Here is a 19,012-nt window from a genome sequence, read left to right on the forward strand (position 1 = left end):
GTCCGGGGGCGTTCGAACCGACGACCTTCACCCGTTCGGAGCACCCTGATTGCCCAGGTGGCGGGCCCGCCGTGGGCGAGACTGGCGGCCCGGTCCCGATCAGCCGAAACGGCCCGAGGAGGCTCGCCATGGTCATTTCGATCTCTGTGGTCCTACTGCTCCTGATCCTGGCGGTGCTCTTCCTGCGCAACGGTGGTCTGCGGTTCACCCACGCCCTGGTCTGCTGTCTGCTGGGCTTCTGCCTGGCGGGCAGCAGCGTCGCGCCGACCATCTCGCGGGGCATCGCCGCCACGGCGGACGTGGTCAGCGGGGTGCGGCCGTGACCGCCCCGGCCGCACCCCGCTGACCTGTACGGGGGTCGGGCCTAGCGCCCGATCTCGACGTCCTCCAGCACACCCAGCGCGTCCGGCACCAGCACCGCGGCCGAGTAGTAGGCGCTGACCAGGTACGACGTCACGGCCTTGTCGTTGATGCCCATGAAGCGGACATTGAGGCTCGGCTCGTACTCATCGGGGATACCGGTCTGGTGGAGGCCGATGACGCCCTGGTTCTCCTCGCCGGTGCGCAGCGCGATGATCGAGCTGGTCCCCGTCCCGCTGATCGGGATCTTGTTGCACGGCAGCAGCGGCACCCCGCGCCAGGACCGCACCGAGGAACCCAGCACCTCCATGCCCTGCGGCACCAGCCCGCGGCTGTTGCACTCGCGGCCGAACGCGGCGATCGTGCGCGGATGGGCCAGCAGATACTGCGTCTTGCGGCGCCGCGACAGCAGCTCGTCCAGGTCGTCGGGGGTCGGCGGGCCGCTGCGGGTGTGGACGCGCTGCTTGAGGTCGGCGTTGTGCAGCAGCCCGAACTCGCGGTTGTTGACCAGTTCGTGCTCCTGGCGCTCGCGCAGCGCCTCGACGGTCAGCCGGAGCTGCTGCTCGACCTGGCTCATCGGGTCGTTGTAGAGGTCCGCCACCCGGGTGTGCACCTGGAGCACGGTCTGCGCCACGCTCAACTCGTACTCGCGCGGGGAGAGTTCGTAGTCGGCGAACGTACCCGGCAGCGTCGGCTCGCCGACATGGCCGGAGGTGACGGCGATATCGGCCTCCCCGCGCCGGTTCTGCGGCGGTACGGGCTGGTCGTCGGCGGCGTCCAGATGGGCCCGCAGCGCGGCGGACCGGTCGGCCAGCTCCGCGAAGGCGCTGCGGGACAGGGCGAGCACCGTGGCGCGGGTGACCGCCTTGACCGTGAACTCCCAGTCCCGCTCGGGGCCGGTCAGCGCGTCGTCACCGAAGTAGTCGCCGTCCGCCAGCACACCGAGTGAGGCGGTCTGGTCGTACGCGCCGGGGCCCCGCATGTCGACCTTGCCATGGGCGATCAGGACGACCTCGCCCGCGGGCCGCCCGGCCTCGACGATCACATCGCCCGGGGCGTACTGCCGCTGGATGAACCGGTCGGCGAGGCTCTCCAGCGCGGCGGTGTCGGTGAAGCCGCGCAGCAGCGGCAGTTCGCCCAGCTCCGGCGGGATGACCCGGACCTCGGAGCCGGTCGAGACGAACTCCACCCGGCCGTCTCCCAGTGTGTAGCTCAGCCGCCGGTTCACCCGGTACGTACCGGCCTGGACCTGCACCCAGGGCAGCACGCGCAGCAGCCACCGGGAGGAGATGCCCTGCATCTGCGGGACGGACTTGGTGGTCGTCGCGAGATTCCGTGCCGCAGGGGTACCGAGGCTCAACTGCGGCTCGACGGACTCGACTGACGTGGTCATGGCTGGTGTTCACCCGATTTCTGTACGTGAAGGACGTGGGGGGGCGGTGATGCGCAGGCGTCAGTGGCCGACTTCGACGTTCTCGAGAATTCCCAACGCGTCGGGTACCAGCACGGCGGCGGAGTAGTAGGCGCTGACGAGATACGAGATGATGGCCTTTTCGCTGATCCCCATGAAGCGGACCGAGAGCCCCGGCTGGTATTCGTCGGCAATTCCGGTCTGGTGAAGACCGACCACGCCCTGCCGCTCCTCCCCGGTGCGCAGCACCAGCAGCGAGCTCACCCCGCTCCGGCTCACCGGGATCTTGTTGCACGGGAAGATCGGCACACCGCGCCAGGCGGGCAGCGCGTGCCCACCCACCTCGGCGCTCTGCGGCACCAGCCCGCGGCTGTTGAGCTCCCGGCCGATCGCGGCGATCGCCCGCGGGTGGGCCAGGATGAACCCGGGGTCCTTCCATACGGTGGCCAGCAGCTCGTCCAGGTCGTCCGGGGTCGGCGGACCGCCGCGGGTGTGGATACGCTGCTTGAGGTCGGCGTTGTGCAGCAGCCCGAACTCGCGGTTGTTGACCAGTTCGTGCTCCTGGCGCTCGCGCAGCGCCTCGACGGTCAACCGGAGCTGCTGCTCCACCTGGTTCATCGGCTCGTTGTACAGATCGGCGACACGGGTGTGCACCCGCAGCACGGTCTGCGCCACACTCAGCCCGTACTCCCGCGGAGCCAGGTCGTAGTCCGCGAAGACGCCCGGCAGGTCCGGCTCGCCCGCGTGCCCCGACGCGACGTCGATCGCCGCCTCGCCGTGCTCGTTCTGCGCGGGAGCCGGCGCCGCCCGGAACGCCTCCAGATGCGCCCGCAGCCGGTCCGAACGAGCCAGGAGCTCCTCGAACTCCCCTCTGGCCAGCACCAGCACCGTGGTCGACGTCGCCGCCCGCGCCGTGAAGTCCCAGGTGCCGGGATCGGCCGCGGCCAGGGCCCGGTCGCCCAGATAGTCGCCGCCGGCCAGGGTGCCCAGCACCGTGGGCTCGTCGTACGCGCCCGGCCCCAGCCTGTCCACCTTGCCGTGGGCGATGAGCACCAGCTCGTCGGCCGGCCGGCCCGCCTCGGTCAGCAGCTCCCCGGGGGCCAGCTCCCGCTGCCGGAAGCGGTCCGCCAGCGACTCCAGGACGTCCGTGTCCGTGAAGTCGCGCAGCACGGGCAGCTCACGCAGCTCCACCGGGATGACCCGCACCTGCGCCCCGGTCGAGACGAACTCCACCCGGCCGTCGCCGAGGGTGTGCGTCAGCCGCCGGTTCACCCGGTACGTGCCGCCGGACACATCGACCCACGACAGCAGCCGCAGCAGCCACCGCGAGGTGATCCCCTGCATTTGCGGGACGGACTTGGTCGTGGTCGCCAGATTCCGTGCGGCCGAAGTCCCCAGACTCAGCTGCGGCTGCGGCCCCGCCGCATCGGAACGGGATTCCACCGAAGTCGTCATGAAGAATGTCCACCCACCCTGTACGGACTGCGGATTCGAATTGCCAGCAAGCAACTCTGAAGCTATCAACGAAAGTTGAAAACCGCAGTCACTCAAATGGGTGGCATGATCGCGTAGTTAAGGTCGGGTGAATACTCCGATGCCATTGGGGACGGGCCGCTCGGCACCGGCCGACGGATGGTTCCGTACCGTGACCCGCGCCGCGCCCGGGTCCCGCGTGACGAGCGTCGAGGAGCCGCCTCCGTCGAGGTTGACCGCGTCCTGGGCGCCGAAGTGGCGCATCACCTCCGCCAGTTCGCTCACCGTCAGCCCCGAGCGGTACTCCGCCCCGCCATCCAGCACCAGCAGATAGAACCGGCGCCCGCCGGCGCCGACCCCGGCGCTGGTGCGCACCGCCGCGGTGCGCTGGTCCAGACCGTCCAGCGGGCGGCCCCGGTGGACGATCGGGAAGCCGCCGATCGCGAACGCCAGGGGCACCCGCTCGGTCGCCACCAGCCGGTATCCCAGGCGGACCCGGTCGCCGACGCGCAGTTTGCGCAGCGCCCGGGCGCCCGCCTCCCGGCCGACCAGCACCACCGTCTTCGCGGCGATCTGCCCCTTGCCCGGTGTCTCGGACGCCTTCGCGACGCGGCCCTTGCGGATCGTCACCTCGTAGGTCTCCGTGCTGCACGGGGCCGCCCGGTCGGTGTCCGTACCGCAGGTCGCGCGCACCCGGGACGTCGTGCCCCAGTCCGAGGTGAACGCGCCGACGCCGCCCACGGCCACCGCGTACTGGTTCAGCCCGCGCAGCGGCAGTGTGCCCCGCGGGGTGCGCACCGTGCCGCGCAGCGACAGGCGGTCCAGCCGCGCCCTCCCGTTCACGCCGATCCCGATGACGTTCTCCGTACCGGTGCCCGGAGGCAAGGCGGGGCCGAAGCGCTGTCCGTCCGGCACGGCCGCCTTCAGCCGCTTGCCCCCGCCCACCGCCGGGCCGACCGGCGATCCGGTCACCTGGACCCCTGGATGCTGGGTTTCGGTGAGGTGGAAGAAGTCGCCGTTGACGGCGGCCACCGCGCCGCGGGTGTCGGCCAGCCGGGAGACCGGGGCGCGGGCCCCGACCGCCCCCGGGTGGACCAGGTCCAGCCCGACGCGCGGGTTGCCCAGATCGACCGTCAGCAGATGCCCGTACGCGTCGCCGCGCGGTGTGGACAGGGTGAACTCCTCGTACTTCACACCCGGCGCCGGTGCCGACCGGGCGATGAACCGCGGCCCGGCGGGGGCGCCTTGAGCGGGTTGCCCACCGGCCAGTCCGACACCGGACAGCGCCGCGCATGCGGTGATGAAAGCGACCGTCGCGCGCGTCCGGCCGCCGTGAATGCGTCGTGTCACGTTCCCTCCAGAGGGCCCGGAACCCATCGATAACTCTCGGACGCCGCCCAGGACTTCACCACGGGGCGCGGGAACGCGGGGGAAATGGCCGGGGGCCGGCGGCGGAACTCTGCATACGCCTCTGCCCATCGCGCCCCGATGCCCCGATACTCACTGGCGTCCGCCGCGTACAGCCCAGTGCATCCCCGGCCCCGTGCCGGGACGTCAGCCGGGAGGTCCCCATGGTCATGCGTACCCGCCGCGCCTTCGTCGTCACCCTCGGAGCCGCCGCGGCCGGCGGAGCGGCCGGTGCGGTGGCCGCCCCCGCGCACGCCGCCGGAGCGGCGGAGGGACCGCCGCCGCTGGCGCGGGCCCACGCCCACAACGACTACGAGCACCCGCGCCCGCTCGCCGACGCGCTCTCCCACGGCTTCGGCAGCGTCGAGGCCGACATCTGGCTGGTCGACGGGCAACTGCTCGTCGCCCACGACGAGGTCGACCTCGACCCGGCCCGCACCCTGGAGGCGCTCTATCTGGATCCGCTGGCCCGCCGGGTGAGAGCGAACCACGGCAGGGTCTACCGCGGCCACGACCTCTCCCTCCAGCTGCTCATCGACATCAAGACCGCCGGTGACCCCACCTACCGGGAACTCGCCAGGCGGCTGCGCCGCTACGGCCCGATGCTGAGCACCGCCGTCGGTGGCAAGGTGTGGCGCGGCGCGGTCACCGCCGTCATCTCGGGCGACCGGGCCGCCCGCGGCCCGATGGAGAGCGAACTGGTGCGGCGCGCCTTCTACGACGGGCGGCTGGAGGATCTCGGCAGCGGCGTCCCGGCCTCCTTCATCCCGCTGATCAGCAGCAACTGGACGCAGAGCTTCACCTGGCGGGGCGTCGGCCCGATGCCGCAGGCCGAGCGGGACGCGCTGCGGCGGATCGTCGGCGCGGCGCACGCCGAAGGGCGGCGGGTCCGCTTCTGGGCCACCCCCGACCTGGCGGGACCGGCGCGCGAAGCCGTCTGGCGCGAACTGCTGGCGGCGGGCGTGGATCATCTCAACACGGACGATCTGGCCGGACTGGAGGATTTCCTTCGCAACGCAAAGTAAGTGGTCATATGCTTATCGTAAAGTGATGGCGGGTCAGGGGGTCCGATGCCATGCTTGCGCCATGCTGATCAGGACCGTGACTGACGACGACTGGCCCGCCATTTGGCCGATTCTGCGTCAGATCACCGCCGCGGGCGAGACCTTCACCTACCCGCGTGAAATGGACGAAGGGCTCGCCCGCGGGATCTGGCTGCCCGCCGCACCCGGTCGCGCCGTCGTCGCCGTCGACGAGCGGGGCACCGTGCTCGGCACGGCCAAGATGAACCCCAACCAGATGGGGCCAGGCGCCCACGTGTCCAGCGCCAGCTTCATGGTGGCTCCCGAACACCAGGGGCGCGGTGTGGGGCGGGCGCTGTGCACGGAAGCGCTGGAGTGGGCGCGTGCGGAGGGCTACCGAGCCATGCAGTTCAACGCAGTGGTCGAGACGAACACGAACGCGGTCGCGCTCTACCGCTCCCTGGGCTTCGAGGTGGTCGGGACCGTTCCCGAGGCGTTCCATCACCCGACCAAGGGATTTGTCGGACTGCATGTGATGCACATCCGGCTGTGAGCAGCGGTCAGCGGTCAGCGGTCAGCGGTCAGCGGTCCGGGGTCTGGGGTCCGGGGTCTGGGGTCTGGGGGCAGAGCCCCTGCCCTCACCCGTGCCGCAGCAACCCCTCCGCCTCCGCCAGCACCGCACCGATCCGCCGCAGCGACTCCTCATCGCGCTCGACGGCTTCGTAGACCACGCCGTCCGCCGTACCCCAGCGCCGCGCCACCGCCGCCGGGTCCTCTCCGAGCAGCAGCCCCGCGGCCTGTGCCGCGGCGCCGAGTGCCACCAGATCCTCGGCGCGTGGCACGACCACAGGCCGTCCGGACAGCCGGCGGACGGTCTCCCGCCACGCCGCGCCCCGCGCGCCGCCGCCGATGAGCAGCAGCGGCGCGGCGGGGTCGGCGTCCGTGCCGAGGACCCGGTCGAGCGCGTCGAGGAGCGTGCATGCGGCTCCGTCGTAGGCGGCCTGGAGCACCTGTCCGGGCGTGGTGTTGTGCCGCAGCCCGTACACCAGGCCGGCGGCGGCCGGGAGATGGGGAGTGCGTTCGCCGTCGAGGTACGGCAGCAGCACGGCCGTCCCGCCCGGTTCGACCGCCTCGCGGTCGCGGCCGAGGAGCGCGGCGATCCGGTCGACGGCGAGCGTGCAGTTCAGCGTGCAGGCGAGCGGCAGCCATGCCTCGCGGGCGTCCGCGAACCCCGCGACCACCCCGGTGGGATCGGCCGGGCGGCGGGCCGAGACGGCGTAGACGGTGCCTGACGTGCCGAGACTGAGCACCGGTTGATCCGGAAGCAGCCCCAGCCCGAGCGCGGCGGCCATGTTGTCGCCGGTACCGATGGCGACCAGCGCGCCCGCGGGCAGCGCGAGACCGGGCAGCCGCCGCACGGTGCCCGCCACCTCGCCGTGCCGCATCACGCGCGGCAGCAGCTCGGGGGAGAGCCCGATGTGCTCCAGTACCCGGTCGTCGTACGCCTCGACCGCCGACGCCCACCACCCGGTGCCCGAGGCGTCGCCTCGATCGGTGACGCCCTGGCCGGTGAGCCGCTCGGTGAGGTAGTCGTGGGGGAGCCGTACGGCGGCGGTGGCGCGGGCCGCCTCCGGCTCGTTCTCCCGCAGCCACGCCCACTTGGTCACGGTGAACGCGGGCGCGGGGACGCTGCCGACCCGCTCGGCCCAGGCCGCGGGCCCGCCCAGTTCCGCCACCAGCCGGTCCCGCTGCGGAGCCGAGCGCACGTCGTTCCACAGTAGGGCCGGCCGTACCGGACGGCCGTCCGCACCGAGGGTGACCAGCCCGTGCTGCTGACCGGCGACGGACACCGCCGATGCCTCCCGGGCCCGTGGCCCGCAGCCGTCCACCGCCTCGCAGAGCGCCTGCCACCACTGCTCGGGGTCACTCTCCCTGCCGTCCTCGCCCGGTCCGCCGCCGGCCACGGCGTGCGGAGCCCGGCCGCGCGCCATGACCTGGCCGGTCGCTGCGTCGACGACCAGGACCGTGGTGGACTGCGTGGAACTGTCCACGCCGACGACGAGCGGTCCTTCGGGCGCGGGCAACGGGGCTGCGGCCATCGAGCTCTCCTCTGCGCGGCTGCGGTGCCCGAGGGTCCGGGGCACGGGATCCTTCCCCGCCCAGCCGCTTCCCCTAACTGGGGCTCCACCCCAGGCCCGGCCCGGTCGCCGGACGGGTGAGAGAACCAACCCGTCCGGCGGCCGGGGCGAGGGCATCCCCCGGACGGAGCCCGAGGGAGAGGAAGCGCGGTTGGCGAGGAACCGTGCAGGAAGGTGCTCTTGCCCGGTCCCGCAGGCACCCCGATCCGGGGTGGGGCCAACCCGACCCCGGATCGGGGTGACGCTCCCTTCCGTGGGGCCGGCCTGGCCGGTAGGGAACCGGGGAGCCCTCTCTGTCGCGGACAACGTGGCCGGCACGGTCAACGCCCTGCCGCGGCCGTTCTTCCAGCTGTTGCTGGGCATCCTCGCCATCGTCGCGCCGGCCACGACCGTCACGACCCAGCCGGGAAGGCGGGGCCCCTATGCCCGCCCGAAAGGGCGTAGGCGTAGGGGAGCCCCAGGGCGTCCACGCGTGAACCGGTCACCCGGTCACCGGTCGCCCGTCATCCGGTCAGCAGAGCCGCCATCGCCGCCGCCGGGTCCTCGTCCGACGGACCGGCCGGCCACCAGCGACCGCGTTCCTTGCGGTACGGCCACCAGCGCCCGTCCGGGCCGTACCGCACCTGTACGTCGCCACCCACCGCCGTCCAGCGGTTGCCGGTCGCCCGCAGCGCCGGCGGCCGGTCGTCCTCCGCCCAGGCGGCGGCGAGCTGGGCGCGGGCGCGGGCCAGCGCCTCCGGATCCGGCGTCCAGTCCTCCTCCAGGACGGCGAGCCCGGCCGGGCCACCGTGTTCCCAGGCCCGCGCCGCGCGTGCCAGATCCCCGCGGTCACGTCCGCACCCGTCGGCCAGGCGCCCGCCGATCGGGGCGGTCAGCGGGGCCTCGGGGCCGGCGGTGGCGGCCATCCGTACCGCGTCCTGCCACACCGTCAGACCGGCGGCCACCGGAGCCGTCGCGTGGTCCGGTGCCAGTGCCTCGGTCAGCATCCGGCGGGCCCGCGCGGCGGTGTCGGCGATCAGGAACTCCAGCCCGGCGGGGTCGAGTCCGGGGCCCGGCTCCGTACCGCCGTCCAGCGTCGGCGGCCGGACCGGGGCCCCCACCGCGGGCGGCGGGCCGGGCAGCGGCGGCAGCGAGGCACGCGCCGAGAAGGCCGCGACCGCATCGACCCCCACCGGCTCCGGCGCGGCGCCCACGTCCTCGGACGCGCCGGTTGTGCCGTCCGCGCCGCCTGCGTCGTGCGTGTCACCCGTGTCCCGCGTCGCCCGCCGCGCGCCGCGCACGGCACTGCGCGCCTGGAGTTCCTCCAGCAGCTCCCGCTCGCCGCGCCCGCGCATCAGCAGCAGGATGAACGGGTCCTCGTCCAGCAACCGGGCCACCTGGTAGCAGAGCGCGGCGGTGTGGGGGCAGTGGTCCCACGCCTCACACGCGCACTCCGGCTCCAGGTCGCCGATGCCGGGCAGCAGTTCGACACCCGCCGCCTCCGCGTCCTCCACCAGATGCGGCGGCATGTCACGGTCCAGCAGGGCGGCGATGTGCCCGGAGCGGTCCGCGACCATCTCCAGCAGCTGGTCCCACGCGCCCTCGCCCAGCTCCTGCAACAGCACGTCCGAGCGGTACGCCGCGCCGTCACGGTCGCGCACCACCGCGGTGATCCGGCCGGGCTGGACCGAGACCGCACCGACGGCGCCCTCGCGGGCGTGCCTGCGCCCCCGCTTGAGCTGTTGGCCGTCCAGCGCCGTGTCCTCCAGCGCCTTCAGCCACGCCTGCCCCCACCAGGTGCGGGCGAACCCGCGCCCGTGGGCGGGCGGCAGCGCGGCGAAGGTGCGCTCGGGCCGTACCGCCGCGCCGGCGCCCGCGGTCTCCTCGTCCTCGTATCCGTCGGTGTACGGGTCGGTATACGGATCGGTCATCGAGCGGGCCCCCTCAGCTCCACCAGTTCCGCCAGCTCGGCGTCGGTCAGTTCGGTCAGCGCGGCCTCGGTCCCGCCCGGGCCGAGGACCGCGTCCGCCAGCCGCTGCTTGCGCTCCAGCATGGCGGCGATCCGGTCCTCCACCGTGCCCTCGGTGACGAACCGGTGCACCTGCACCGGACGGGTCTGCCCGATGCGGTAGGCGCGGTCGGTCGCCTGCGCCTCGACCGCCGGGTTCCACCAGCGGTCGTAATGCACGACGTGCTCGGCGCGGGTGAGGTTCAGCCCGGTGCCCGCCGCCTTCAGGGACAGCAGGAAGACCGGCACCGAGCCGTCCTGGAACTCACGCACCATCACCTCCCGCCGCGCCACGGGCGTACCGCCGTGCAGGAACCGGGTGGCCACCCCGCGCGCCGCCAGATGCCGCTCCAGAATGCGCGCCATCTGGACGTACTGGGTGAACACCAGCACGCTCGCGCCTTCCGCGAGGATGGTGTCCAGCAACTCGTCCAGCAGCTCCAGCTTCCCCGAACGGCCCGGGATCCGCGGGTCGTCCTCCTTGAGGAACTGCGCCGGATGGTTGCAGATCTGCTTCAGCCCGGTGAGGAGCTTGACGATGAGGCCGCGGCGCAGATGCGCGTCCGCGCCGGAGATCTCCGCGAGGATCTCGCGCACCACCGCCTCGTACAGCCCGGCCTGCTCCGTGGTGAGCGCGACCGCGCGGTCCGTCTCGGTCTTCGGCGGTAGCTCGGGCGCGATCCCCGGGTCGGACTTGCGGCGGCGCAGCAGGAACGGCCGGATGAGCTTCGCCAGTCGTGCCGCGGCGGCCGGGTCGGCGGTGCCGCCCTCGACGGGAGCGGCGTAGCGCCTGCGGAACGCGCCGAGCGTGCCGAGCAGCCCGGGCGTGGTCCAGTCGAGGATCGCCCACAGTTCGGTGAGATTGTTCTCGACCGGCGTGCCGGAGAGCGCGACGCGCGCCTTCGCGCCGATGGTGCGCAGTTGCTTCGCGGTCGCCGAGAGCGGGTTCTTCACATGCTGCGCCTCGTCGGCCACGACCATGCCCCACGGCCCCGCCTCGGCGAGCCGGTGCGCGTCCAGCCGCATGGTGCCGTACGTGGTGAGGACGAACTCGCCGTCCTTAAGGGCCTCCAGATCGCGCGCCGGGCCGTGATAGCGGCGCACCGGCGTCCCCGGTGCGAACTTCTCGACCTCCCGCTGCCAGTTGCCCATCAGGGACGCCGGGCACACCACGAGGGTGGCTCCGGCGGACTCCGGGGAGGTCTGCCGATGCAGGTGGAGGGCGATCAGCGTGATGGTCTTGCCCAGCCCCATGTCGTCGGCGAGGCAGCCGCCGAGGCCGAGTGAGGTCATCCGATGCAGCCAGGTCAGGCCGCGCGACTGGTAGTCGCGCAGGGTCGCGGCGAGCCCGGCGGGCTGCGGCACAAGGCCCTCGCCGGGCCGCGCGGCCAGGCCGTCGCCGGCCCCCTCCGGCTCCGCGGGGCGCGCGATACGGTCGCGCAGGGCGGCCAGCCAGCCGGACGCCTCGACCGCGACGGTGGTGCCGTCGGCTTCCGTACGGCCGGTGAGGGCGGCGCCGAGCGCCTCGACGGGTGTGAGTTCGTGCCGGCGGCCGGCTCGTTCGCGGGCCCGGCGGGCCGACTCCGGGTCGATGACGACCCATTGGTCGCGCAACCTCACCAGGGGGCGACCGGCCTCGGCGAGCCGGTCGAGTTCGGCGCGGGTCAGGTCGCGGTCCCCGACCGCGAAGCGCCAGTCGAAGCGCAGCAGCGCGTCGGCGGACAGGAACGACGGCAGCCCGGACACGGGCGGCTCCCCGCTGTGGCCGTCGCGGTCGTCGCCGTCGACGCGGCCACTGCCGCCCTCGCCGCCTCCGCTCGGGCCGACGACGGCGCGCGCGGTGAGGCCGCGCACCAGCTCCTTCGGCCAGTGCACCCGCACCCCGGCGGCGTCCAGCGCCGCCGCGGCCGGTCCCAGCAGCTCCGTGACCTCCTCGTCCGCGAGATCGATGGCGTCGGGGACGGCGGCGGACAGCAGCGGGGCCAGCGGTGGCCAGGCGCGGGCGGCCCGGCGCAGGGTGAGCAGCGCGTCCATCCGGGCGCGCGGCCCGAGCGCGGTCGCCGCGGGCGTGGCGCCAGCCCAGACGTCGGCGGCGTCCGCGACGAGGGCCACGCCGGTGAGGCTGTGCAGTTGGACGACGGCGCGGAAGCCGGGCGCGGGCACGTCCGCGTACGTGTCCGTGTTCGCGTCCGTCTCCGCGTACGAACCCGTATCCGCGTACGTGTCCGTATCCGCGTATGTGTCTGTGTCCGGCTCGTCCCGTGCGGACGCATCGGCTTCGGGCAGCGCGCAGGGGCCGGCCAGTCCGGTCATCTCGATCCGCAACGAGACCTGTACGCCCGCGTCGTGCCCGGCCGCGACGTCCGCCGCCCAGGCACGGTGCTCGGGCAGCCGCCGCGGCCCCGGCGCGGCGAAGGCGGGTCCGCCGGCGGCGAGTGCCGCCGCGGGGGAGCGCGGCAGCCCGTCGGCGACGGCGTCGAGGAAGGCGCGCAGCAGCCCCTCGGGCTCGGGCATCAGCGGCGAGGCCGACGCTGCCGGCGATCCCGTAGGCAGGGGCACCGCGTGCGCGTCCGGCGGCATGGCGGCGGCCAGGTCGCGGATCCGCTCCCGGTCCTCCGGGGTCAGCGGGCCGACCCGCCAGACGTCGTGATCGGTGGCGCTGAGCCCCGGCAGCAGCCGCCCACGGGCGGCCAGTTGCAGGGCCAGCACGGCGGCGGCCCCCCAGAAGGCCGCGGCGGGGTGCGCTCGGGCTGCGCGCGCCCGCGTGAGAACGGGCAGCGCCTCGCGTACGGGGAGCAGGAGAGCCGGTACCTGTCGCGTGCGTATCCCGGCGCCGTCGGGGACGACGACGGTCAGGTCCTCGACAGGACCGGAACCGGAATCCGGACCGGAACCAGCACCAGAGCCAGGACCGGAACCAGAACCAGAGCCAGGACCAGAGCCAGGACCAGAACCGGTGCCGGCCGGTGTCGGACCGTCCGGCCGCCAGAAGGCGACGCGGCCGTCACGGGCCGGGTCCGCGGGCAGGAACACGGCGGCACAGCCGATGAGTTCGCCGATCTCGACGGGCGTTGCCGCAGGGCGTGATGTCACAGCGATGACGCATTCCTCAAATTTGACTAGCCGGAGTCGGAGTCGCCGAGGGTACAGCACCGTCGCGTCGCCCGGACGGCATGGCGACGTGAGGCGCGTCACTTCGCTGCATGGGGTGTACCTGGCAGAGTGGCGGCGGTTTTGACGACTGCGAGGAGGGGGACGCGGCGATATGGACGCGACGGTCGTGGCGGTGTGCCACAGCGCGGAGCACACGTTCAGCAAGCCTGTCCAGGACGGCATCACACTGCTCGCCGGGCTCGGTGTCGAAGGCGACGCCCATCTGGGGGTGACGGTGAAGCACCGGTCGCGGGTCGCTCAGGACCCTACCCAGCCGAACCTGCGACAGGTCCACCTCATCCACGAAGAGTTGTTCGCGGAGGTGGCCGACGCGGGCTTCGCGGTCGCCCCCGGACAACTGGGCGAGAACATCACCACCGCCGGCATCGACCTCCTCGCGCTGCCCACCGGCACCCTGCTGCACCTCGGTGACGACGCGGTGGTCGAGGTCACCGGACTGCGCAACCCCTGCCTGCAGATCGACCGGTTCCAGGGCGGGCTGCTCAAGCAGGTGGTGAGCCGCGCGGCTGACGGCACCCTCATCCGCAAGGCCGGAATCATGGGAGTCGTCCGGGCGGGCGGCCAGGTTCGCCCCGGCGACCGGATCCGGGCGGTGCTACCGGAAGGCGAACACCGCCCGCTGGAGCCCGTCTGAGCACCGCCCGCTGGAGCGCTTCTGAGGAGTATCCGGGCCCCGTGCTCCCGCACGCCTCAGTAGTACCGGCGCATCAACTCGGTCGACCAGTCCGGCTGGACCACGTCGCCGCGCGGCCCGAACTCCGCCATGTACGGCTTGATGTCGAGCACCGGTGTGCCGTCGACCGCGTCCAGGCCCTCGACCCGTACCTCCAGCCCGTCGACCGCCAGCAGGCGGCAGCGCGAGACACCGAGCCGGTTCGGGCGGTTCTTTCCGCGCTGCGCGAAGATCCCGACCAGTGGCCAGTCGGTGTTGCCGCGCGGATGCCTGGCACCGACCTGGATCTTGTCCTCCGGCACGCGGTCGAAGTGGTAGACGACCTCCAGGTGGGAGAAGTCCTCCAGCCCGTAGAGCGCTTCTGGACCGAACCGTGCCTCGTCCAGTCGGATCACCGCCGCGACCGGTCCCCAGTCGTCGTCCGCGACCAATGCCCGCCCACCGGTCACCCGGCCGATCGGCACCGCCACCACGGCACTCTCGGCCGCCAACTCCCCGTCCCCCACGACATCTCCCCTCTCAAGCCCGTTCCCTGGGCCCGCGAACCCGCCGACACGGTCGATCATGTCGAGTCGATGATGGCACGCGCGACGCGCCCGGCCGGCGCGGCGGCCGGGCGGTCCCGCAGCGACAGGCGCGCGCTCAACGTGGGCGGACGCCGCAGTGAGAGGTGTGTGCTCAGTGCGGGCGGAGGCCGCCGGGAGGTGCGTGCTCAATGTGGGCGGACGCCGCTGAGACGTGCGTGCTCAATGTGGGCGGACCGCCAGCCCGTCCAGAGCCGACAGCAGCCCCGGCAACTCCGGCCCCCGCCCGACCGGCAGCACTTCCCCCGGCGCGTCGTCCAGCAGCACGAACGCGATGTCATCGGTCCGGGCCACCATGCTCCACCCCGGACCGTCGGCGCGGAGCGTCCGGGCGTCGCCCGAGGCGAAGGCCGAGCGCACCCGGCCCAAGGGCGGCGGCGTGTCCACGTAGGCGCGCGCCTCCTCCAGCACCCGCCGCACGCCTCCGTGCGGTTTCTCCCCAGGCGAGACGAACGTGATGTCGTCACCGACCTGGGCTCGCCACATCGCCCATTGGAGCGCGATCTCGTCGGCGCCGAGGCGACGTTGCGCCGGACCCCAGGACTCCGCGTCCGGCGGCGCGAGCGGCGGCGGGGCGGTGTCCCCGCTGTCGGGGCCGGGTTCCGGGTCGTGCGGAGCCGGGACGCCGGGCGCGGCCACCGCGACCGCCAGCGGCCACCCCGGCAGCGAGGCGACCACCGTACGGTCGTGGATGGACAGGTCGTACTCCATGCCGCAGTCCCACGCCGCGATGGCGCAGGCGACGAGGGACACGTCATCGGTCACCACGGTCCACCGCGCTCCCTTCCCGTCCTGGCCGAGGACCAGTCCGTAGCCGGCGTCGTACGGCGCGAGTCCGAGGACGGCGCAGGCCTCGGGGTAGTCGTCGCCGAGGACGCTCGGGAACTGCGCGGGCGTGAGCAGGACCGCTGTGAGCACATACAGCGCGTCCTCGCCGGACTCGTCACCCGACTCCGCCGGGGGTATCCCTACCGTCGTGGGCACGGCAGCCTCCTCCTCCGGAACCGATCCGTCGTGCGGGCGCACCTTAACCAGCGAGTAGCTTCGGCGTCGAGAGGTCGGACGGCGCGGAAGGCGACAGGATCCGGCCTACCCTCACGGGGCCCGGCTCGCCCCCTGTGTCCGATCACGCCACCGGGAGGCCCAGCAGGGAGCGCGCCACCTCCTGCGGGGACTCGTCACGCTCCCGGGCGAGCGCGATGACGGCGCGGCATGCCAGCTCGTGCACACCGAACGCCAGCGCCTCCGGCGACACCCACTCCGCGGCCTCGGCGCTCCGCTGGTCGTCGGCGTCCGCGCACGCGGCTATGTGCACGGCCGCGGCCTCGAACAGGTTGGGCCGGTGGGCGCGCGGCTTCGCCCCTGCCGCCCGCTGCCCCTGCTCCGCGGAGCCGGGCGGCCCGGGCGCGCGCAACCGTTCGCCGACGTGTCTGCACAACCCACGAAGACCGTCGAACACGCGGATCACCTCTCCTCGGATCGGATGAATGCGCGGTCCTGCCAAGTGTCCCCCGCTCGCACGGGCTTCGAACGCGATCTGACCAAGGGATGGCGCTCACGCGAGGCGCCGCGGGGCGGTCAGCCGGCGGAGGCGTGCAGTGAGTCCAACGTACGCCGCAGCCAGGCGAGTTCCGCCTGACTTGTGGCGCGCGCGATGGTGAGCACGCCGCGCCGGAACGGGTCTTCGACCTCTTCCGCGCGCAGTGGCCGGTCGCCCTCGTAGAAGAAGCTCGTGGGCTGCCGCAGGAACTCCAGTCGGCGCTCGAGTACGCCCGCCTGTGCGGCGGGGTCCGCCAGGTGGCGCAGGAACGCCAGCAGCGTGAACCAACTGTTCTCGTCCGTGATGTCCGAGTCCGCGGGCTCGGCGAGGCGGTGCCGCAGTTCGGCGCGGCCGGCCGCGGTGAGTGTCAGGACGTGCCGGGGTGCGGCGCCCGTGCCCGGCCGGGTCTCGCGGGCCAGCAGCCCGGCCTTCTCCAGCCGCTTGATCGCCGGGTACAGCGTGCTCTCGGCCACCGGCTTGACGTGGCCGGTCAGCGCGCTGATGCGCTTGCGCAGCTCGTAGCCGTGCAGCGGCGTGTCGTAGAGGAAACCGAGGATGGCGAGTTCGAGCATCCCCGCATTCTGCCGCACCGTCGCTATACATCGCATCCGCAATACATCGTTCTCGATGTATAGTCGGCGAGCCCGAGGCAACAGCCGATCAGGCGACATGACATGACAGGAGGGGCCATGCGCCACACCGAGTTCGGTCCGGACGGGGCACGTATCGTCTGGACCGAGGCCGCCGGGGACGGGCCGCCCACGGTCTACGTCCACGGACTCGGGGCGGCCTCCGCCCCGTACCACGCGCATATCGCGGCCGCCCCGGTGCTCGCCGGCCGGCGCTCGCTCTTCGTCGATCTGCCGGGCCACGGACTCAGTGACCGGCCGCGGGACTTCGGGTACAGCCTGGAGGACCACGCCGGAGCGCTGGCCCGCGTGCTGGACGCGGCGGGAGCCGGCGGCGCGGAGCTCGTGGGGCACAGCATGGGCGGTGCGGTGGCCATCGTGCTCGCACACCGGCGGCCCGACCTGGTCTCCCGGCTGGTGCTGACCGAGGCCAACCTCGACCCGGCCCCGCCGGTCACCGCCGCGAGCAGCGGTATCTCCACCTATACGGAGGAGGAGTTCGTCAAGGGCGGCGGGTTCGCGCGGACTCTGGAGAAGGTGGGTCCTATATGGCGCGCGACGATGCGGCTCGCGGATCCGACCGCCCTGCACCGCAGCGCCGTCGGCCTGGTCGAGGGCACCCGGCCGACGATGCGGCAGATGCTGATCGGCCTGACCGTGCCCCGTACGTACCTTCAGGGAGAGCACAGCGGAGAGCTGGCGGGGCGCGCGGCGCTGGAGGGCGCCGGGGTCCGGGTGGTGACGGTCCCCAGGGCCGGGCACAACGTGATGTTCGACAATGCGCCCGCGTACGCCGCCGCGGTGGCGTACGCGGGCCCGGCGGCATACGACCACCCTTGAAGCGCCGGTCAGCTCCGGCGGTCCCCGGGGGTGCGGACCGCCAGTGCCAGGAAGCGGGTGTCCACGTCCGTATACGAGGTCATCTCCCATCCGGCACGTGCCAGCAGCGGTCGCAGGTTGGGCTCGGCCCGCAGATCGCCCGGGGTGATCTGCCGCCCCTTGCGGGCCGCGAGTGCCGCCCGCCCGACGGGGTGGAAGAGGGCGAGCAGTCCGCCGGGTCGCACCACTCGGGCCAGTTCACTCAGCCCCGCGGCCGGATCCGGCAGATGGGAGATCAGCCCCGCCGCGAACACCGCGTCGAGCACGCCGTCCCGCAGCGGCAGCCGGGACACGTCGGCGACCGTCAGCAGGCCGTCTTCCTGCCGTCCGGCGCGGACCGCGGCCTCCAGCATCGCGGGCGTGAGGTCCACGCCGATGACCGCGCCCGCCTCGCCCACCGCGGCCCGAAGCTCGGGCAGCGCCCGGCCCGTACCGCAGCCCGCGTCGAGGACCGCGTCTCCGGGGCGCAGCCCGAGATCGGCGACGGCGGCGGCGTAGGCCGGGCCGTCGTCGGGGAAGCGGGCGTCCCAGTCCGCGGCGCGGGCGGCGAAGAAGGCCCGGACCTCGTCGTGGTCGTGGTTCACGGTGTTTCCTCCGGATGTGGTGGGGTGCGGTGTCGGTACGGCGGGTCGACGGCAACGGTCCGACGGGCTGGTCGAGGGCCGCGGCCGAACCGGGCCGGGGGAGCGGGAGGCCGGGTCAGTCGGTGACCCCCGAGAGCGCGACCACCTTTTCGATACGGACCCTGACCAGCAGCTCACCGGGAACCCCGTTGCGGGCGCCGAACTCCTCGGCCAGGTCGTCGCCCATGTACCGCGCCGCGATCCGGGTGGCCCACCCGCGCACGTCCTCCAGGTCCTCGCTCAGTTCGGCGCGCCCGTGCAGCGCGACGAAGCCGAACGGCGGGTGCTCGTCGTCGACACACAGGGCCACGCGCCCGTCGCGTGTCAGATTCCGCCCCTTGACCGTGTCCTTGCCGGTGTTGAAGACGACGTCGTCCCCGTCCAGCACAAACCACACGGGGGCGATGGGCGGGCTCCCGTCGGCCCGCACGGTGGACAGCTTCGCGGTTCGCGTGCCCTGTGAAACGAAGCTCTGCCACTGATCCTTGGTCATTTTCTCTGCCATGTCCCCATCCTGTGCCAACCCGCTCACACTGCCAGGCCGACCGGCCCGTCGGGTTGCCCGGAGAGCGGCAGTGAGAAAGGCTGGCACGGCAGCTTGGGCATAGCCGGGGACGGGGAGGCAGGATATGGCACTCAGCAAGGGGCTCGACTGGCTGTTGGACGACCTGACCGAGCGGATCGAACACATACGGCACGCTTTGGTGCTGTCCAACGACGGTCTGGTGACGGGGGCGAGTTCGTCACTCGTGCGGCAGGACGCGGAGCACCTGGCCGCGGTCTCGTCGGGTCTGCACAGTCTCGCCAAGGGATCCGGACAGCACTTCGGGACCGGGCAGGTGCGTCAGACGATGGTGGAGTACGAGGAAGGGGTGCTCTTCGTGACGGCCGCGGGCGACGGCAGCTGCCTGTGTGTCCTCGGAGGTCCGGAGAGCGACGTGGGCCAGATCGCCTACGAGATGGCGTTGCTGGTCAACAGGGTGGGGGAGCACCTGGGCGTGGAGGCACGGCAGCAGGGCAGCGCGACCAGCCACCTGTGAGGCCGCGCTCCGAGGTTATCCACAGGCCCGAGCGACAGCCGCTTGACACCGCTACAGTCGTCACTGTCAGTG

General features: G+C 73.0%; 18 protein-coding genes. 6 read left to right on the forward strand and 12 right to left on the reverse strand.

The features are described from left to right. Positions 1–128: 128 nt before the first annotated feature. The gene (locus ACQUSR_RS32090) at positions 129–323 is read left to right on the forward strand and encodes a hypothetical protein (protein ID WP_431046669.1); all 195 of its coding nucleotides are present in this window, start codon (positions 129–131) and stop codon (positions 321–323) included. A 41-nt stretch (positions 324–364) separates the two neighbouring features. Here ACQUSR_RS32090 and ACQUSR_RS32095 read toward each other — a convergent pair whose 3' ends face one another. From ACQUSR_RS32095 to ACQUSR_RS32105, 3 genes are all read right to left on the reverse strand, one after another. Then, complete coding sequence (locus ACQUSR_RS32095; protein WP_431046671.1) at positions 365–1,753, reverse strand: family 2B encapsulin nanocompartment shell protein; 1,389 nt, start codon at positions 1,751–1,753, stop codon at positions 365–367. Between the two features lie 60 nt (positions 1,754–1,813). Then, positions 1,814–3,226 (reverse strand): family 2B encapsulin nanocompartment shell protein, encoded by a 1,413-nt coding sequence (locus ACQUSR_RS32100; protein WP_431046673.1) that lies wholly within the window; start codon positions 3,224–3,226, stop codon positions 1,814–1,816. A 117-nt stretch (positions 3,227–3,343) separates the two neighbouring features. Beyond that, complete coding sequence (locus ACQUSR_RS32105) at positions 3,344–4,594, reverse strand: phosphodiester glycosidase family protein (RefSeq protein WP_431046675.1); 1,251 nt, start codon at positions 4,592–4,594, stop codon at positions 3,344–3,346. 221 nt (positions 4,595–4,815) lie between these two features. Between ACQUSR_RS32105 and ACQUSR_RS32110 the strand changes: the two genes are divergently transcribed. Next, positions 4,816–5,676, forward strand: coding sequence for a phosphatidylinositol-specific phospholipase C/glycerophosphodiester phosphodiesterase family protein (locus ACQUSR_RS32110; protein WP_431046677.1), 861 nt, complete (start codon positions 4,816–4,818; stop codon positions 5,674–5,676). A gap of 61 nt (positions 5,677–5,737) precedes the next feature. Further along, a complete protein-coding gene (locus ACQUSR_RS32115) occupies positions 5,738–6,226 on the forward strand; it encodes a GNAT family N-acetyltransferase (RefSeq protein WP_431046679.1) in 489 nt (162 codons plus the stop codon). Between the two features lie 85 nt (positions 6,227–6,311). Here ACQUSR_RS32115 and xylB read toward each other — a convergent pair whose 3' ends face one another. The 3 genes from xylB to ACQUSR_RS32130 form a co-directional block, all read right to left on the reverse strand. Further along, a complete protein-coding gene (gene xylB, locus ACQUSR_RS32120) occupies positions 6,312–7,772 on the reverse strand; it encodes a xylulokinase (protein WP_431046681.1) in 1,461 nt (486 codons plus the stop codon). Between the two features lie 542 nt (positions 7,773–8,314). Next, on the reverse strand, positions 8,315–9,721 hold the full coding sequence (locus ACQUSR_RS32125; RefSeq protein ID WP_431046683.1) for an SWF or SNF family helicase: 1,407 nt from the start codon (positions 9,719–9,721) through the stop codon (positions 8,315–8,317). Further along, entirely contained in the window at positions 9,718–12,891 is a 3,174-nt protein-coding gene (locus ACQUSR_RS32130; RefSeq protein WP_431046685.1) for a DEAD/DEAH box helicase, read from the reverse strand. Before ACQUSR_RS32130 ends, ACQUSR_RS32125 begins: the two co-directional genes overlap by 4 nt. Positions 12,892–13,063: 172 nt before the next feature. Here ACQUSR_RS32130 and ACQUSR_RS32135 point away from each other — a divergent pair, with 172 nt between their 5' ends. Then, entirely contained in the window at positions 13,064–13,606 is a 543-nt protein-coding gene (locus tag ACQUSR_RS32135) for an MOSC domain-containing protein (RefSeq protein ID WP_431046687.1), read from the forward strand. A gap of 56 nt (positions 13,607–13,662) precedes the next feature. Here ACQUSR_RS32135 and ACQUSR_RS32140 read toward each other — a convergent pair whose 3' ends face one another. From ACQUSR_RS32140 to ACQUSR_RS32155, 4 genes are all read right to left on the reverse strand, one after another. Further along, the gene (locus ACQUSR_RS32140) at positions 13,663–14,211 is read right to left on the reverse strand and encodes an SAM-dependent methyltransferase (RefSeq protein WP_431046689.1); all 549 of its coding nucleotides are present in this window, start codon (positions 14,209–14,211) and stop codon (positions 13,663–13,665) included. A gap of 180 nt (positions 14,212–14,391) precedes the next feature. Further along, positions 14,392–15,195: a hypothetical protein gene (locus ACQUSR_RS32145; RefSeq protein ID WP_431047974.1), complete on the reverse strand. Its 804-nt coding sequence runs from the start codon at positions 15,193–15,195 to the stop codon at positions 14,392–14,394. Positions 15,196–15,355: 160 nt separating this feature from the next. Continuing rightward, positions 15,356–15,688, reverse strand: a complete 333-nt coding sequence (locus ACQUSR_RS32150) for a hypothetical protein (protein WP_431046691.1) — start codon at positions 15,686–15,688, stop codon at positions 15,356–15,358. Between the two features lie 119 nt (positions 15,689–15,807). Continuing rightward, on the reverse strand, positions 15,808–16,341 hold the full coding sequence (locus tag ACQUSR_RS32155; RefSeq protein ID WP_431046693.1) for a PadR family transcriptional regulator: 534 nt from the start codon (positions 16,339–16,341) through the stop codon (positions 15,808–15,810). A gap of 117 nt (positions 16,342–16,458) precedes the next feature. On the opposite strand from ACQUSR_RS32155, the gene ACQUSR_RS32160 reads away from it, so the two are divergent. Then, on the forward strand, positions 16,459–17,238 hold the full coding sequence (locus ACQUSR_RS32160; protein WP_431046695.1) for an alpha/beta fold hydrolase: 780 nt from the start codon (positions 16,459–16,461) through the stop codon (positions 17,236–17,238). 8 nt (positions 17,239–17,246) lie between these two features. Here the strand turns inward: ACQUSR_RS32160 and ACQUSR_RS32165 are convergent, their stop codons facing one another. Both ACQUSR_RS32165 and ACQUSR_RS32170 read right to left on the reverse strand, forming a co-directional pair. Then, on the reverse strand, positions 17,247–17,861 hold the full coding sequence (locus ACQUSR_RS32165) for a class I SAM-dependent methyltransferase (protein WP_431046697.1): 615 nt from the start codon (positions 17,859–17,861) through the stop codon (positions 17,247–17,249). Between the two features lie 115 nt (positions 17,862–17,976). Further along, positions 17,977–18,405 (reverse strand): PPOX class F420-dependent oxidoreductase, encoded by a 429-nt coding sequence (locus ACQUSR_RS32170; RefSeq protein WP_431046699.1) that lies wholly within the window; start codon positions 18,403–18,405, stop codon positions 17,977–17,979. A gap of 124 nt (positions 18,406–18,529) precedes the next feature. Between ACQUSR_RS32170 and ACQUSR_RS32175 the strand changes: the two genes are divergently transcribed. Continuing rightward, the gene (locus tag ACQUSR_RS32175) at positions 18,530–18,940 is read left to right on the forward strand and encodes a roadblock/LC7 domain-containing protein (protein WP_304460126.1); all 411 of its coding nucleotides are present in this window, start codon (positions 18,530–18,532) and stop codon (positions 18,938–18,940) included. Positions 18,941–19,012 lie beyond the last annotated feature (72 nt).

It is taken from the genome of Streptomyces sp. P1-3 (genome assembly GCF_050613155.1).
Taxonomy (GTDB): Bacteria; Actinomycetota; Actinomycetes; order Streptomycetales; family Streptomycetaceae; genus Streptomyces.